Source organism: Pseudomonas sp. EA_105y_Pfl2_R69 (assembly GCF_963970915.1).
In the GTDB taxonomy this organism is placed as follows: domain Bacteria; phylum Pseudomonadota; class Gammaproteobacteria; order Pseudomonadales; family Pseudomonadaceae; genus Aquipseudomonas.
In genome coordinates this window covers 39965-54818 of record NZ_CAXAOO010000009.1, presented here as the reverse complement: position 1 = coordinate 54818, position 14854 = coordinate 39965, and the positions used below count along the sequence as shown (strand labels likewise).

Here is a 14854-nt window from a genome sequence, read left to right as displayed (position 1 = left end):
TCGTGTGGTGCTTTTGTAGGAGCCAGCTTGCTGGCGATGCTCTTGATGGATCGCGAGCAAGCTCGCTCCTACGCAACCGGGCTGCCTAGCCCAGATCACCACCGCCCACCGGCAGGGTCACGCCGGTGATATAGGCGGCGTCATCCGAGGCCAGGAACAGAATCGCGCCGACCTGCTCGTCGATGCTGCCGTAGCGTTTCATCAGGCTGCTGCTCAGGGTCTGTGTGACTATCTGCTGGTACCAGGCCTGCTCCTGCTCGCTCTGCTCCGCGCTATTGCGCGGGATACGCCGTGGCGGCGCTTCGGTGCCGCCCGGGGCGGTGGCGTTGACGCGGATGCCGCGTTCGGCGGTCTCGAAGGCCAGGCAGGCGGTCAGGGCGTTGACCCCGCCCTTGGCCGCGCCATAGGGCACGCGGTTGACCCCACGGGTGGCAATGGAGGAAACGTTGACGATGGCCCCGCTGCCCTGCGCGAGCATCTGCGGCAGCGCGGCATGGCAGCACCACAGGGTGGGGAACAGCGAACGGCGCACTTCGGCCTCGATCTCATCGGCCTGGTAGTGTTCGAAGGGCTTGGCCCAGATGGTGCCGCCGACGTTGTTGATCAGGATATCGAGGCGGCCGAAACGCTCGAGCGCGGCGGCCATGACCCGCTGGCATTCGGCAAACTGCTCAAGATCGGCAGTCAGACACAGCACGCCTTTATGCTCGGCCAGCTCGAAAACCAGCTCGGAGCGATCCACCGCCACCACGAGCGCACCCTCCTCCAGCAGCCGCTCGGCGACCCGCCGGCCGATGCCCTGGGCGGCACCGGTAACCACGGCAACTTTCTCTTGAAAACGCATCTTCATAGTCCCGACCTCAATCAATGCTTGCGGCGCGCCTGCAACCTGTAGGAGCGGGCTTGCCCGCGATGCCTGCAACACCGTCGCGGCCAAGTCCGCTCCCACAAGGGCGAAGCTTCAGGCGCTGGCGGCAAACTTCTCGTAATAGAAATTCGCAGGCGCGATGCCCTGTTCGCGGATATAGCCGCTGACCGCCTCGACCATCGGCGGCGGGCCGCACAGGTAGACGTCCACGTCGCCGTCATTGAGGTGCTTGGGCGCGATGTGCTGGGTGACGTAACCCTTGTGCGGATAGCTGCTATCGGGGTTGGCCACGCAGGCGCTGTAGGTGAAATTGGCGATGCGCGCGGCCAGGGCCTCGAGCCGCTCCATCTCGACCAGATCGAAGTCGTTGGTCACCCCGTAGATCAGGTGCAAGGGGTGCTCGCTGCCCTGCTCGGCGATCTTCTCGAGCATCGCGGTGAAGGGTGCCAGGCCCGTACCGCCGGCCAGCAGCAACAGCGGCCGCTTGATTTCGCGCAGGTAGAAACTGCCCAAGGGACCGGCCAGGCTCATGCTGTCGCCGGCCTTGGCCAGGTTGGTGAGGAAGCTGCTCATCAGTCCGCCCGGCACGTTGCGGATCAGGAAGCTGACTTCGCCGTCCTTCTGCAGGCTGCTGAACGAATAGGCGCGGCTCTGCTCGCTGCCCGGCACCCGGAGGTTGACGTACTGGCCCGGCAGGAACGCCAGCTTGCTCAGTGCCTCACCCTTGATCGACAAGGCGATGGTGCTGTCGGACAGTTGGCGCACCGCGCTGATCGCCGCCTCGAAGCTGGCCTGCTCGGTCTTGCACACCTGCGAGGAGGCCGGCACGCGCACCACGCAGTCGCTCTCGGCGCGCATCTGGCAGGTCAGCACATAGCCCTGCTCGGCTTCATCCTCGCTCAGGGCGTCTTCAACGTATTCCTCGCCGAGGTCGTACCGACCGGCTTCGGCGAAGCACTTGCAGGCACCGCAGGCACCGTCGCGGCAATCCAGGGGAATATTGATGCCCTGGCGATAGGCCGCATCGGCCACGGTTTCGCCGAGGTTGGCGTCAATGAAACGGGTAACCCCGTCTTCGAAATTAAGGGCGATCTTGTGGCTCATGGCACACCTCGCTATACGGTTTTCGGCGTGCAGAGGCCCGAGACGGGAGGCAACGCCCCCGCCGGCAGCCCAGCAGCGGATTTAAATGTGGTAAACGTCGATGACCTGCCGCACGTAGTCGTTCTTCAGGACCACCTTCTTGGCCTTGATCAGCGGGTCCGGCCCGCTGGTGTCGAGGCTGTAGAAGCTGGTGCCGTAGAAGTGGTCGACGACCTTGTAGCGAAAGCTCATGGTGTGCCAGTTGAAGCGCAGCTGGCACAGGCCATCGGCCTGCTCGAGCAGCTCGATGTTGCTGATGTTGTGCGAGGTGCGCGTGTCCGGGATGGTCGCGCTGGAGCGCTCGGTGCGGATGCGGAACACCCGGTCCTCCAGACCGCTGCGGTTGCCGTACCAGATCAGCGAGATTTCGGTCTGCGGGTTTTCCACCAGCTGATCGCGGTCGTCCCAGGCCGGCATCCAGAAGGTCGCGTCGCTGGCATACAGCTCCAACCACTCGTCCCACTGCTTGTCGTCGAGGTAACGCGCCTCACGGTAGAGAAAGTCACGCGCGGCTTGGTAAGTCAGGCTCATTTACGCGCCCTCCACGTGAATCAGTTGATCCTGCTGCTCTTGCAGCGCCTTGATCATCTGCTGCTGCCAGTAGTGGTGCTGCAGCACGAACAGGCCTTCGTCTTCGGTACGCCCGCCGCTCATCAGCGGATGCAGGTCGATCTCCCTGGCCGACTCGTCGGCCCCCTCGACCCAGTGCTGGGCGCCGCGGGACATGTCGTTCCACTCCATGGCGCGGCCGGCGAAGCCCTGCTGGCAGGCGCGAAACTCTTCCAGGTCGTCCGGGGTGGCCATGCCGCTGACATTGAAGAAGTCTTCGTACTGACGGATGCGCCGGGCGCGGGCCTCGGCGCACTCGCCCTTGGGCGCGATGCAGTAGATGGTCACTTCGGTCTTGTCCACCGACAGCGGCCGGGCGATACGCAGCTGCGAGCCGAACTGGTCCATCAGGTACAGGTTCGGGTACAGGCAGAGGTTGCGCGAGTTGCCGATCATCCAGTCGGCGCGGGCTTCGCCAAACTCGGCAGCGAGGCGCTCGCGCTCGGCGAACAGCGGCCGGTCCTCGGGGTTATCCCAGCGGGTCCAGAGCAGCAGATGACCGTTGTCGAAGGAGTAGAAACCACCGCCCTTCTTGCCCCAGCCGCCGGCGCTCATGGCGCGGATATCGTCGCCGGCGTCTTTCAGCTTGCGCTGCTGCTGGGTGGCGGCGTAGTTCCAGTGCACGGCGGTGACGTGATAGCCATCGGCACCGTTCTCCGCCTGCAGCTTCCAGTTGCCTTCGTAGACATAGGTGCTGGAGCCGCGCAGCACTTCCAGGCCGTCGGCGGACTGGTCGACGATCATGTCGATGATGGTCTTCGACTCGCCGAGGAAATCTGCCAGCGGCGCGACGTCTTCACGCAGGCTGCCGAACAGGAAGCCGCGGTAGGATTCGAAGCGCGCGACCTTTTTCAGGTCGTGGGAGCCGTCACAATCGAAGCTCTGCGGATAGCCGGCTTCCTTGGGGTCCTTGACCTTGAGCAGCTTGCCGCTGTTGTTGAAGGTCCAGCCATGGAACGGACAGGTGTAGGTGGCCTTGTTGCCGCTCTTGAAGCGGCAGAGCATGGCACCGCGGTGGCTGCAGGCGTTGATAAAGGCATTCAGCACCCCGTCCTTGTTGCGCGCGATAAAGATCGGCTGACGCCCCATGTGGGTGGTGTAGTAATCGTTGTTCTCGGGGATCTGGCTTTCATGGGCCAGGTACAACCAGTTGCCCTCGAAGATGTGCTCCATCTCCAGGTCGAACAGGCGCGGGTCGGTGAACATCTCGCGCTTGCAGCGGAAAATGCCCTTGTCTTGGTCTTCTTGCAGCAGGCCGTTCAGGTAATCGAGTCGCAGGGTCATCGCCATGGCTCCGTTTTTATTGTTTCAACGGAATCAAGGCTACGGCTGAAAACTGTCGGACAATATCCAGTTTGTACGCGACCTCTATCCGTTTTCTGCAGGGTGCGACCAAGGTCGTAGAGGCCAGAGACAACGGGGCCTGCGCGGCGCACCATCGACCGTAGGGTGCGCCGTGCGCACCGAAAACGCGGGAAAAATCAGACTTCGCGGCGACGCAGGGTATCGGAGGGCAATTCGCCGAAAGCGTTCTTGTAGCTCTCCGAGAAGCGCCCCAGGTGCAGGAAGCCATAGTCCAGCGCCACCTCGGTGATATTGCGCACCCGCGCACTGGGGTCGCTGAGGCGGGCATGCACCTTCTCCAGCTTTTTCTGGCGGATAAAGTGCTTGGGCGTGGAGCCCACATGCTTGTCGAACATGCCGTAGAGCGAACGTGGGCTGATCCGCGCCAACTCGGCCAGCTGTTCCAGGCTGATGTCCTGCTTCAGGTTGTCCTCGATAAACTGCAGGATGCGCTCGAACGACGCGGAGTGTTCGCCCTGGGGCAGGCGACTGACGTTATTGGCCACCTGGGCCAGCAGCTTGGTGGCGATGATGCGGGTGAACTGCTCGGTTATCTGGGGCAGCGGCTGCGCGCTTTCCGCCTCTTCGCAGACCAGTGCCAGGAGGTTGCCGAAGCCCTCGATATGCTCGAGATAGTGCCGCGGGGTAAAGCGCACGCCCTCGCTCGGCACGTTCCAGTGATTGTCGCTGCAGACCTTGGCGATGGTGGTGGCGGGCAGTTTGACGATGAACTTCTCGCAGTCGTCCGAATAGGTCAGGTCGACCTGATCGTCGGGATTGATCAGCAGCAGTTCGCCAGGAGTGAAGTAGTGTTCCTGGTTGCCCCTGCCCTTCCACAGACAATGACCGCTGAGCAACACCTGCAGGTGATAGATGGTCTCCAGGGCCGGCGAGGTAACCCGGACGCTGCCGCCATAGCTGAGCCGGCACAGGTCCAGATTGCCGAAGGTGCGGTGGCTCAGGCTGGCCTGGGCACTGCCGTGCTGCGGCAGACGGATGCAATGCGAACCCACATGCTGGTTCACATAATCGGACACCTCGTACGGACTCGCATCGGCGAAGATCCGACTCTTGTCGTTCAACAGACGAAACACCATCACGCAGGCACTCTTATAGTTGTAATCGCACCGAAAAATCCCTGGTAGAGCGCATCCATATCTTTTCAGTAATACACCAGGGCCATGCAAACGGCAGCGACACGCGATCAATGGTAGCTCACGGCTGACCGGCCATGCGCCAGGGCCTCGGCCGAGTAGAGCAAAGGGGCTAGCCTCACATACTGCGGGCAGGGCCAGCCATTCGCCGCGCGATAATCGAACACTTAATTGCTCGCTCAGACGTGTAGAAATCGTGCAACCGGCGCGAACTTGCGCGGCAGCCGACTTTGCCGCGCAACGGGCTTGAGTACCGGCGCACAACAAAACGCCGCCGCTGGCGAGGCGGCGGCGTCGAGTGCTATCGCGCTCAGGGATCGCCCCGAGCAATCAGGACGTCAGAAAGCCCAGCAGCGCCGCGCTAAAGGCCTCGCCGGCCTCGACATTGGACAGGTGCGCGGCATGCAACTCGAGCAGCTGCGCGCCGGCGATCTGCTGCTGCAGAAAGCGCCCGTGCTCGGGGGTGGTGACCGCATCGGCCGTGCCGCAGACGATCAGCGTCGGCAGCTTGATGGCAGCCAGTTGCTCGCGGAAATCGGCATCGCGCACCGCCGCGCAGTTGCCGGCGTAGCCCTGGGCCGAGGTGGCGGCCAGCATCGCGGTAATACGGTTGGCCTCGGCCGGCTCGGCCGCGGCGAATTCGGGGGTGAACCAGCGCGCAATGGAGGCATCGCGCAGGTCGCTCATGGCCTGCTGGCCGCCTTGTAGCACCATGTCGATGCGGCTGTTCCACACTTCGTCATTGGCAATCTTGGCCGCAGTGTTGCACAGCACCAGCTTGTCCAGACGCTCGCCGGCATGGATGCCCAGCCACTGGCCGATCAGGCCGCCCATGGACAGGCCACAGAAATGCACCCGGGCGATATCCAGGTGATCGAGCAGGGCCAGCACGTCGCGGCCCAGTTGCTCGATACTGTAGAAGCCCGCACTGACCTGCGACTGACCGTGACCGCGGGTGTCGTAACGCAGCACGCGGAAATGCTCGGTAAAAGCCGGCATCTGGGTGTCCCACATGCCCAGGTCGGTGCCCAGGGAATTGCTCAGCAACAACACCGGCGCGTCAGCCGGGCCTTCGAGTTGGTAATTCAGGTCGCCATCGGCGAGGTGGACAACAGGCACGGCAAAACTCCTACAAATTAGATGGAACTCGATGTGCGCCCGAGGGGCATGACCGCTGGCGATCAAAACGACTGCTACGAGCTCCGGTATGCAATGGTGCCGGCAGGCTTGGGCCGACACAACGAGGTTAGCCTTGGTGCGCATAGCCTAGGCGGCCCCGCGTCACCCTACGGATTAGGGTGCGCCGCAGGGGCTCAGACCCGCTCGATGGCCAGGGCCAGGCCCTGACCGACGCCCACGCACATGGTCGCCAGGCCGCGCTTGCCACCGCTCTTCTCCAGCTGGTGCAGGGCGGTGAGGACCAGGCGCGCGCCGCTCATGCCCAGCGGGTGGCCGAGGGCGATGGCACCGCCATTGGGGTTGACCTGGGACGCGTCGTCGGCCAGACCGAGGTCGCGGGTCACCGCCAGTCCTTGCGCGGCAAAGGCTTCGTTGAGTTCGATCACGTCGAAATCGCCGACCGCCAAACCCAGGCGCTCGCAGAGTTTGCGCACCGCCGGCACCGGGCCGTAGCCCATGATCCGCGGGGCTACCCCGGCGCTGGCCATACCCAGCACCCGCGCGCGCGGCGTCAGGCCGTGTTTGCGCACCGCCTCGGCGGAAGCCAGGATCAGCGCCGCGGCACCGTCGTTGACCCCCGAGGCGTTGCCTGCGGTGACGGTCTTGCCTTCGCCATTGACCGGCTTGAGTTTGCTCAGGGCTTCCAGGCTGGTGTCCGGGCGCAGGTGCTCATCCTGGTCGATGATGGTCTCGCCCTTTCTGCCCTTGATCACCACCGGGACGATTTCCTCGGCGAAGAAACCGGCGGCCTGGGCGGCGGCCGCGCGCTGCTGGCTACGCACCGCGAAGGCGTCCTGGTCGGCGCGGCTGATCATGAACTCGTCGGCGACGTTATCGGCGGTCTGCGGCATGGCATCCACACCGTATTCGGCCTTCATCAATGGGTTGATAAAGCGCCAGCCGATGGTGGTGTCCTCGATCTTCTGGCCGCGCCCGTAGGCGCTGTCGGCCTTGCCCATGACATAGGGCGCACGCGACATCGACTCGACGCCACCGGCAATCGCCAGCTCCATCTCGCCGCTGGCGATGGCGCGAAAGGCGCTGCCGACCGCATCCATGCCCGAGGCGCAGAGGCGATTCAGCGTCACCCCCGGCACGCTGTCCGGCAGCCCGGCCAGCAGCAAGGCCATGCGCGCGACGTTGCGGTTGTCCTCGCCGGCCTGGTTGGCGCAGCCCATGAATACCTCATCGACCTGGCTCAGATCGAGTTGCGGATTACGCTCGATCAGCGCCTTGAGCGGCACCGCCGCCAGGTCGTCGGCGCGCACCGCGGCCAGACCGCCGCCGAAGCGGCCGATGGGCGTGCGCACAGCGTCGCAAATAAACACCTCGCGGCTCATTCCTCACCTCCGGCCTGGCCGTGGGCGGCCGCGGTGCGGGCTTCCAGGGCGCGCAGGGCCGCGAGCTCGACTTCGGTCGGCTCGGCGGTGACGCTCAGGCTATCGGCAAAGCGGATCTGCCAGCCGGTGGCCTCGATCACCTGTTCGCGGGTCACGCCCGGGTGCAGCGCGGTGACGACGAACTCGCGAGTTCCCTCCTCCGGCTCCATGATGCACAGGTCGGTGATGATGCCCACCGGCCCCGCGCCAGGCAGGCCCAACTGCTTGCGATGATCGCCGCCCTCGCCATGGCCGACCGAGGTGATAAAGGCCAGCTTGTCGACGAAGGTACGATGCGACTGTTTGAGGATAATCAGCACCTGCTTGGCTGAGCCTGCGATCTCCGGCGCGCCGCCGGCACCGGGCAGGCGGACTTTCGGCTGGTGGTAATCGCCGATCACCGTGGTGTTGATATTGCCGTACTTGTCGACCTGGGCCGCGCCGAGGAAGCCGACGTCGATGCGCCCGCCCTGCAGCCAGTAGCGGAAGATCTCGCCGGTCGGCACCACGGTATCGGCGGTTTCGGCCAGCTCGCCGTCACCGATGGACAGCGGCAGCACGCTAGGTTTGGCACCGATCGGGCCGGACTCGTAGATCAGCACCACGTCCGGCGAGGAGGTCAGGCGCGCCAGGTTGGCGGCCTTGGACGGCAGGCCGATGCCGACGAAGCACACCGCGCCGTTCTGCAGGCGGCGGGCGGCGGCCACGGTCATCATTTCATTGGTGCTGTAGGCGCTCATTGCTTGGCCTCCGCGAGTTTGGCTTGAAACGCGGCGAAATCGGCGGTGCCGCGGATGTATTCGTCGATCCAGGCGCTGAAGATTTCGCGGTCGCGGGCAATCGGATCCCAGGCCTGGTAGAAGCGGTTGTCGCGCTCGGAGTAGCCGAGGGCATAGGACGGATGGGCACCGCCCGGCACGTGGCAGACCGCGGTCAGTGCCCAGCTCGGCAATACGCAGGCGTTCATCGGTGCATCGAGGTCGTCGACGATTTCTTCCACGGTGACGATGCAGCGCTTGGCCGCCAGGGCCGCCTCCTTCTGCACACCGAGGATGCCCCAGAGCAGCACGTTGCCCTTGCGGTCGGCCTTCTGCGCGTGGATCACGGTAACGTCCGGACGCACGCTCGGCACCGCCGCCAGCTTCTCGCCGGTGAACGGACAATCGATGAACTTGATTCGTGGGTTGACCTTGACCAGGTCCGAACCCTGATAGCCGCGCAGCACGGCGAATGGCAGGCCCGAGGCACCGGCGACGTAGGCGTTGGCCATGGCCGCGTGGCTGTGCTCCTCGATTTCCAGCGGCTGCGGCCAGCCCTTCTCCACCGCATCGCGCAGGCGATGGAGGGAACCGACGCCGGGGTTGCCACCCCATGAAAACACCAGCCTCTTCGCGCAGCCGGCACCGATCAGCAGGTCGTAGACCAGGTCGGGGGTCATGCGGATCAGGGTCAGCTCACGCTTGTTCTGGCGGATAACCTCGTGGGATGCCGCCGTCGGGATCAGGTGGGTAAAGCCTTCGAGGGCGATGCTGTCGCCATCGTTGACGAAGCGCTGTATGGCTTCGGCGAGGGAAATGATTTCGGCCATCGGTGCTGCTCTCACTGGTTGGACAGTGCCACCGCTTGCAGGTGGCGAGTGAGTCAACAGTAGGCCGAGGGACAGCGGCAAACAATCCGATAATCGTCTTACTGTTCGATTATCGAACCATTAATAGCATTAGCCTCCACGCCAGGCAGCCGCTGCAATCAGGCCTTCTCTGCCCCGCAGGCAGCGGTTTAGAGCGGTTTGAACAGCTGGCTGCTCAGCTCGCGGCTGGCATTGAGCATGATCGGCAGAAAGCGCTGCACCAGCTCGCTGGCGGGCACGCGCCCGGCGTGGGTGCTGACGTTCATCGCGGCCAGCACATGGCCCGCTGAGTCATATACCGGCACGGCCAGCGAACGCAGGCCTTGCTCCAGCTCCTGATCGACCAGGCACCAGCCCTGCTCACGCACCTGCTGCAGGCACTCCCAGAGCGCATCCGGGGTATGCAGGGTGCGGCTGGTCTTGGCCTGCAGGTCGGCGTGATTGAGGTAGTCGTGCAGGCTGTCGTCGTCCAGCGCGGCGAGCAGAACCCGCCCCATGGAGGTGCAGTAAGCCGGCAGGCGACTGCCAACGCTCAAGTCCACCGAGATCAGCCGCTGCGGAATCGCCGAGCGGGCGATATACAGCACCTGCTCGCCTTCCAAGGTGGCCAGGTTGCAGGCCTCGTGCAGCTGCTCGCTGATGCGGTCCAGATAGGGCTGCGCCGAAACCGCCAAAGGCGTCGAAGACAGATAGGCATGGCCGAGGGTCAGCACCTTGGGCAACAGCGAATAGGTGCGCCCGTCGGTGGTCGCGTAGCCCAGCTGCATCAGGGTATACAGGCAACGGCGCACGGCGGCGCGGGGGATCTCGGTGCGGTGGCTGATCTGCGCGATGGTCAGGTGGCGCTTGCGCTCCTGAAAGGCATTGATCACCGCCAGGCCCCGGGCCAGGGAGGACATAAAGTTGGGATCGCCCGTGAACTCCTCGATACGCTTGGCCGGCGACACATAGGGCGGCGGTGCCAGGGTGGACAGCGGCGGACGATTTTCGCTCATGGAGCCTCCAGGGCAAGGGGACAGCGCCAGGCGATTATCGAACTGGTGCGCGATAATCGCAAACGCTGTTAACTCCTGGCACTGGCTCTGGCTCGGACGTGACTGCGAACGGATGGAGGCCCGCTATGCCCTATCTATTCCTGCTTTCCAGATCCGCCCGCATTCTGCAATTTCTGAGTTCGATGCTCCCCTGAGGGTGTGGGCAGTAGTCTCTGAGTCGTGTTTCCTTGCCCACTACTACGATTTCTTGCCGCCGTTGCTGCCTAGCCACAGGCTCTGTCGTCACCTGCGTCGCTGGCATGATGTTCGTGGTGTTTTTAGGGCTGTAGTTGTTGTCGTTGAATGAGGTCTGTATACGCTTTGCCGCTAACGCTGCTTGCTGCTCGGACCATTCAATATCAGCTTGGCTAGGTGGTGGCTGAACAACCTGCGGGGCAGACTCGAAAGGCGCTGGGGGCTCTTGGATGGGTCGCAGGGGTTCGCTGTAGGTTTTGGCTGGCTGCTCACTGAATACCGGTTGACCGCCAACACGGATGCCATGTTTAAGCTGGTTAACGTCGATGATGATTGGCTTGGCGAATAGCGCAATTATTCCCCATGTTATCGCAGAGCCAACGCCCATAATTATAACCATGCGCCATGGGGACTCCTTCTTTTTGTTGCGCATATAGTCCGGCGCATCATCCCAGTCTGATTTCATAACTGCTTCCTTGCTGTTAGCCCAAAGACCAGAAAATAAACCCGCCTCTTTTGCGCTTTAAAAACTACAAACCTATAGTATCGTAAAGATATAAGCAGCAACCAAACTACAAGCAATATTAATCAACCAGCTCCCAACATACACACGCCATCGCCCAGACTCCTTCCTCTGCACCGCCTCCATTCGCTTGTAATCTTTATCCACAAGACATATAAACGAAGACCTCCTCAACGATATATTCATCAACACAAGGTCAGTCACACTCTTAAACACCACACTCAAAATAGCGAGAACAGTTAAGCTATTTGCAAAATACTTTAAATATTCATCATACCCATCATTACCGCCTATCACTTGATTACTTATATAGCACCAAACCAGAATAACAACTGCATATATCACCCTAGTGCCTTGCTTTAATATTTCATCGTAATGCTCATTAAAAAACTCACGTTTCGCACTAGGTTTCTCCACCAATGACTCGGCATGGCTATTGATTATATTTGCTATATCAGCAGCCCAGCTTGTATCTGTATGGCTAACGCTATAACGACAAACACCGCTATGCGTCCAATTGAAAAATGATGAATGCCCTCTTTCGCTTTCAGTTGACAATACTATTTCAATCTCTTGCTTTTCTGCAGTCAAACTACTATTAAATTTCAGCAGATACGTAAAAGAAATAATAACCTGCACAGGATGCGTAACTGCTATTGGATAATAATTTTCGAAATCACTGGGATTGTGATGTGTTACTGATGTGCCGTTTGCATACAAAGTCGTTATAGATAAATTTATCAAAGACCCTTGATTTTGCAGTGACACCCGCTGATTAATAAGATGGTAAAAATTAGCTATATGCTTCTGATCTACGTTAAAAAATCCAGAAACAGATCCTTTTACTTCTTTCGGCTTACCTAAAAGACTCGCAATAAAAGAGCCAAATTCGCTTGGTGCGCACGGTAGAACAACTTTATAGTCATCAATTTTTGGGTCAACAATTCCATCACTCATTATTACACTCCCTCTTACCTTACCAATTTACGAGCATACCAGCGCAAAGTCACTTCCGTTGTTATCGCTATCCCGCGTTTAGATTGGGCAAGTTTGAATTTGCTTTATCGTACTCAGGGCTTGTCTGGCCTACTTCCGGCGCAGTGTTACCACTTGCAAGCCACAAGGCGTACTGCGGGTACATTTTTACCAACACAGCAATCTCGTCCGTTCCCATTCGGATGGCACCCTTGCTTATGTTTTTCCATCGCTGGTGATTCGTGCCCCCCAGCAGGCTCAATGCTTTGGGTCCAGCCATACGAATCAATAGAATAGCCCTATCCTTTATATCTTCCATATACGAAATTTAAATCGAGGCTCTATTTACTCCCACGCATCGCGAGAGTAACTTTTGCCTCGGAGTAAATATTGCCTCGGTATGATAGCCACTTAATGACACGAATAGTGACGGAACGAGCATGGAACTGGAAGAGCTGGAACCTTCAAAGCTGATCGGCCCGCAACAGGACGTTGAGCCGTCGAGTCCCGGGCGGATCGCAACGGCCTTACCTACGGCACCGCGCGTGCCTGGGCCATGAAAGGCGTAGTGACTACGGTAAAGCTCGGCAAACGCCGCATACCACCTTGGCTATGACCATGCGCTATGCGCACCTTGCACCCGATCACCTGCAGGATGCCGTCAAATTCGGCCCAGCTAGCGACCATCAGCGCTTTCTCAGCATCATCACACCTCAGCCATAGCCGATGACCTGTGCTTTCCTATGCGGCGTGCATTGTTTAGCATGCATACAACGTATATAAGTTGTAGATACGAATTTACTTAGAGGTGTCGCACCATGGCCAAAGAAGCCGTTTTCAATTTGAAGCTGGAACCCGAGCTACGCGAAGGATTTATGGCAGCCGCAAAAGCCGCACACCTGCCGGCCTCTCAAGTGATGCGTGACCTTATGCGCAATTTCATCCGCCAGCAGCAACAGGCCAAAGAGCATGATGAGTTCGTGCAACGCAAGGTTGCTGTAGCCAGGGCATCGGTCGAAGCTGGCCGTGGTCGATCGAATGATGATGTAGAAGCAGAATTCGCCGCTCGCCGTGCCAAGGCTCAAGGCAACTAATGAAGGTTATTTGGACACCCGAGGCTCTGCAGGATCGTCTGGATATCTGGGAATACATCGCGGCCGATAACCCTGTCGCTGCCGTGCACATGGATGAACTATTCAGCGCGGCTGCGTCCACCCTTGCTGACTTTCCGCAAAGAGGGCGACTGGGAACGGTTGCCGGCACCCGCGAGCTGATACCTCACGAGAACTACCGCCTGATCTATCAGACCGAGAGTGACGCGGTCTGGATTCTTGCCCTGGTGCACGTCGCCAGAATGTGGCCTCCGCTCCAAAGCTAACCCCACCCCCGCTTTCGACACTTCTTCGACACTTGCCCAGCCTGAAACGCAAAAGCCCCCGAAACTTATAGAGTTTCGAGGGCTTCGGTACTGCGATATGGCGGGAAGATAGGGATTTGAACCCTAGGTGCTATCGCTAACACAACGGATTTCGAATCCGTCCCGTTCGGCCACTCCGGCATCTTCCCGTGGCGGCGCGCATGATAGCAGCTGAATGGCTTTTGGCGAACCCCCGTTTTGAAATTTTTCACATGCTTTCAGATGCTTGCGCTCAAAAGCCGTAATCAGGGGTGAAAGCTGGATGTCGGCAGCCTGAGCCAGCGCCCACAAAAAGGGGCACCGCAGTGCCCCTCGTGTCGCTGTGACAGCGCTTTGAAGCTGGTTTAGACGGTCAAGCGGGTCAGGGCTTCGCGGTATTTGTCGGCGGTCTTCTGCGCGACCTCGGCGGGCACTGTCGGGGCCGGGGACTGCTTGTCCCAGCCGGTGGATTCCAGCCAGTCGCGCACGAACTGCTTGTCAAAGCTCGGCGGGTTCTGCCCTTCGACGTAGCTGTCGGCTGGCCAGAAGCGGCTGGAGTCGGGGGTCAGCACTTCGTCCATCAGGGTCAGGGTGCCGTCTTCGTCCAGGCCAAATTCGAACTTGGTGTCGGCGATGATGATGCCGCGGGTGGCGGCATACTCGACGGCGGCGCTGTACAAGGCGATAGCGGTGTCGCGAACCTTGGCGGCCAGCTCAGCACCGATGATGGCTTCGCACTGCTCGAAGCTGATGTTCTCGTCATGGTCGCCGACGGCGGCCTTGGTCGAGGGGGTGAAGATCGGTTGGGCCAGCTTGGAGGCTTCTTTCAGGCCGGCCGGCAGGGCGATGCCGCAGACGGTGCCGCTCTTCTGGTATTCCTTCCAGCCGGAACCGACGATATAGCCGCGCACGATGGCTTCCACGGCCACCGGCTTGAGGCGTTTGGCGACGACTGCGCGGCCCTCGACCAGGGGCAGTTCGGCGGCCGGCACCACGTCTTCGACTCTGTCCCCGGTAAAGTGGTTGGGCACCAGGCCGGCCAGCTTGTCGAACCAGAAATTGGAGATGGCGGTGAGGATCTTGCCCTTCTCCGGAATCGGCTCGTTGAGGATCACGTCGAAGGCCGAAAGACGGTCGGTGGCGACCATCAGCATGCGCTTGTCATCGATTTCGTAGAGGTCGCGAACTTTGCCCGAGTAGATCTTTTTCAGGCTGAGGGTCGAGGCTGTGGTCATATCGAGGTTTCCGCCTATAGCGTGAAAGTCGCGTAGCGATGCCATCCTTGTGCCCTTCCCCCCGGGGAGAAGGTGGCACGTAGCGCCGGGTAAGGGCAGCGGACGCACCGCGACGGCTTTTATGAGTCTGGCTGCCATTGCTGGCGGGCCGGTTGGTAAACGAAACAGGCGAAACCCACTGGGTTTCGCCTAT

At 60.8% G+C, this 14854-nt stretch carries 15 protein-coding genes, 1 tRNA gene and 2 pseudogenes; 4 read left to right on the top strand and 14 right to left on the bottom strand.

Annotated features, from left to right (window positions below; translation table 11 throughout):
- Positions 1–85 precede the first annotated feature (85 nt).
- From AACY13_RS20655 to AACY13_RS20600, 12 genes are all read right to left on the bottom strand, one after another.
- Positions 86–850, bottom strand: coding sequence for a 1,6-dihydroxycyclohexa-2,4-diene-1-carboxylate dehydrogenase (locus AACY13_RS20655; protein WP_339463458.1), 765 nt, complete (start codon positions 848–850; stop codon positions 86–88).
- Positions 851–961: 111 nt separating this feature from the next.
- A complete protein-coding gene (gene benC / locus AACY13_RS20650) occupies positions 962–1972 on the bottom strand; it encodes a benzoate 1,2-dioxygenase electron transfer component BenC (RefSeq protein WP_339463457.1) in 1011 nt (336 codons plus the stop codon).
- An 81-nt stretch (positions 1973–2053) separates the two neighbouring features.
- Positions 2054–2542, bottom strand: a complete 489-nt coding sequence (gene benB, locus AACY13_RS20645) for a benzoate 1,2-dioxygenase small subunit (RefSeq protein ID WP_339463456.1) — start codon at positions 2540–2542, stop codon at positions 2054–2056.
- On the bottom strand, positions 2543–3904 hold the full coding sequence (benA, locus tag AACY13_RS20640) for a benzoate 1,2-dioxygenase large subunit (protein ID WP_339463455.1): 1362 nt from the start codon (positions 3902–3904) through the stop codon (positions 2543–2545).
- A 197-nt stretch (positions 3905–4101) separates the two neighbouring features.
- Positions 4102–5058 carry an AraC family transcriptional regulator gene (locus tag AACY13_RS20635; RefSeq protein ID WP_339463617.1) on the bottom strand — a complete coding sequence of 319 codons (957 nt, stop codon included), beginning with the start codon at positions 5056–5058 and terminating at the stop codon, positions 4102–4104.
- Between the two features lie 390 nt (positions 5059–5448).
- The gene (gene pcaD, locus AACY13_RS20630; RefSeq protein ID WP_339463454.1) at positions 5449–6237 is read right to left on the bottom strand and encodes a 3-oxoadipate enol-lactonase; all 789 of its coding nucleotides are present in this window, start codon (positions 6235–6237) and stop codon (positions 5449–5451) included.
- 194 nt (positions 6238–6431) lie between these two features.
- On the bottom strand, positions 6432–7637 hold the full coding sequence (gene pcaF, locus AACY13_RS20625) for a 3-oxoadipyl-CoA thiolase (RefSeq protein ID WP_339463453.1): 1206 nt from the start codon (positions 7635–7637) through the stop codon (positions 6432–6434).
- On the bottom strand, positions 7634–8416 hold the full coding sequence (locus tag AACY13_RS20620) for a CoA-transferase subunit beta (RefSeq protein ID WP_339463452.1): 783 nt from the start codon (positions 8414–8416) through the stop codon (positions 7634–7636). The genes pcaF and AACY13_RS20620 overlap by 4 nt, the downstream gene beginning before the upstream one ends.
- Positions 8413–9264: a CoA transferase subunit A gene (locus AACY13_RS20615; RefSeq protein WP_339463451.1), complete on the bottom strand. Its 852-nt coding sequence runs from the start codon at positions 9262–9264 to the stop codon at positions 8413–8415. Before AACY13_RS20615 ends, AACY13_RS20620 begins: the two co-directional genes overlap by 4 nt.
- Before the next feature lie 188 nt (positions 9265–9452).
- Complete coding sequence (locus tag AACY13_RS20610; RefSeq protein WP_339463450.1) at positions 9453–10298, bottom strand: IclR family transcriptional regulator; 846 nt, start codon at positions 10296–10298, stop codon at positions 9453–9455.
- 130 nt (positions 10299–10428) lie between these two features.
- Complete coding sequence (locus AACY13_RS20605) at positions 10429–10998, bottom strand: hypothetical protein (protein WP_339463449.1); 570 nt, start codon at positions 10996–10998, stop codon at positions 10429–10431.
- A 72-nt stretch (positions 10999–11070) separates the two neighbouring features.
- Positions 11071–12012, bottom strand: coding sequence for a hypothetical protein (locus AACY13_RS20600; RefSeq protein WP_339463448.1), 942 nt, complete (start codon positions 12010–12012; stop codon positions 11071–11073).
- Positions 12013–12470: 458 nt separating this feature from the next.
- Between AACY13_RS20600 and AACY13_RS20595 the strand changes: the two are divergent.
- The 4 genes and pseudogenes from AACY13_RS20595 (at position 12471) to AACY13_RS20580 (ending at position 13408) form a co-directional block, all read left to right on the top strand.
- Positions 12471–12646, top strand: a pseudogene (locus AACY13_RS20595) (DNA-binding protein).
- Positions 12628–12753 (top strand): annotated as a pseudogene (locus tag AACY13_RS20590) (phage integrase); the annotation flags it as partial. The pseudogenes AACY13_RS20595 and AACY13_RS20590, both read left to right, overlap by 19 nt.
- A 95-nt stretch (positions 12754–12848) precedes the next feature.
- A complete protein-coding gene (locus tag AACY13_RS20585) occupies positions 12849–13124 on the top strand; it encodes an antitoxin of toxin-antitoxin stability system (RefSeq protein ID WP_339463447.1) in 276 nt (91 codons plus the stop codon).
- Positions 13124–13408 carry a type II toxin-antitoxin system RelE/ParE family toxin gene (locus AACY13_RS20580; RefSeq protein ID WP_325509153.1) on the top strand — a complete coding sequence of 95 codons (285 nt, stop codon included), beginning with the start codon at positions 13124–13126 and terminating at the stop codon, positions 13406–13408. The genes AACY13_RS20585 and AACY13_RS20580 overlap by 1 nt, the downstream gene beginning before the upstream one ends.
- 98 nt (positions 13409–13506) lie before the next feature.
- Here AACY13_RS20580 and AACY13_RS20575 read toward each other — a convergent pair.
- Together AACY13_RS20575 and AACY13_RS20570 are read right to left on the bottom strand one after the other, a co-directional pair.
- A tRNA-Ser gene (locus AACY13_RS20575) sits at positions 13507–13596 on the bottom strand.
- 195 nt (positions 13597–13791) lie between these two features.
- Positions 13792–14661: a phosphoribosylaminoimidazolesuccinocarboxamide synthase gene (locus AACY13_RS20570; RefSeq protein WP_339463446.1), complete on the bottom strand. Its 870-nt coding sequence runs from the start codon at positions 14659–14661 to the stop codon at positions 13792–13794.
- Positions 14662–14854 lie beyond the last annotated feature (193 nt).

Excerpts from the sequence above, each read along its gene's own strand:
- AACY13_RS20655 (WP_339463458.1), bottom strand. The coding sequence starts at position 850 with ATGAAGATGCGTTTTCAAGAGAAAGTTGCCGTGGTTACCGGTGCCGCC.
- benC (WP_339463457.1), bottom strand. The coding sequence starts at position 1,972 with ATGAGCCACAAGATCGCCCTTAATTTCGAAGACGGGGTTACCCGTTTC.
- benB (WP_339463456.1), bottom strand. The coding sequence starts at position 2,542 with ATGAGCCTGACTTACCAAGCCGCGCGTGACTTTCTCTACCGTGAGGCG.
- benA (WP_339463455.1), bottom strand. The coding sequence starts at position 3,904 with ATGACCCTGCGACTCGATTACCTGAACGGCCTGCTGCAAGAAGACCAA.
- pcaF (WP_339463453.1), bottom strand. The coding sequence starts at position 7,637 with ATGAGCCGCGAGGTGTTTATTTGCGACGCTGTGCGCACGCCCATCGGC.
- AACY13_RS20620 (WP_339463452.1), bottom strand. The coding sequence starts at position 8,416 with ATGAGCGCCTACAGCACCAATGAAATGATGACCGTGGCCGCCGCCCGC.
- AACY13_RS20615 (WP_339463451.1), bottom strand. The coding sequence starts at position 9,264 with ATGGCCGAAATCATTTCCCTCGCCGAAGCCATACAGCGCTTCGTCAAC.
- AACY13_RS20610 (WP_339463450.1), bottom strand. The coding sequence starts at position 10,298 with ATGAGCGAAAATCGTCCGCCGCTGTCCACCCTGGCACCGCCGCCCTAT.
- AACY13_RS20605 (WP_339463449.1), bottom strand. The coding sequence starts at position 10,998 with ATGAAATCAGACTGGGATGATGCGCCGGACTATATGCGCAACAAAAAG.
- AACY13_RS20600 (WP_339463448.1), bottom strand. The coding sequence starts at position 12,012 with ATGAGTGATGGAATTGTTGACCCAAAAATTGATGACTATAAAGTTGTT.
- AACY13_RS20585 (WP_339463447.1), top strand. The coding sequence starts at position 12,849 with ATGGCCAAAGAAGCCGTTTTCAATTTGAAGCTGGAACCCGAGCTACGC.
- AACY13_RS20580 (WP_325509153.1), top strand. The coding sequence starts at position 13,124 with ATGAAGGTTATTTGGACACCCGAGGCTCTGCAGGATCGTCTGGATATC.
- AACY13_RS20570 (WP_339463446.1), bottom strand. The coding sequence starts at position 14,661 with ATGACCACAGCCTCGACCCTCAGCCTGAAAAAGATCTACTCGGGCAAA.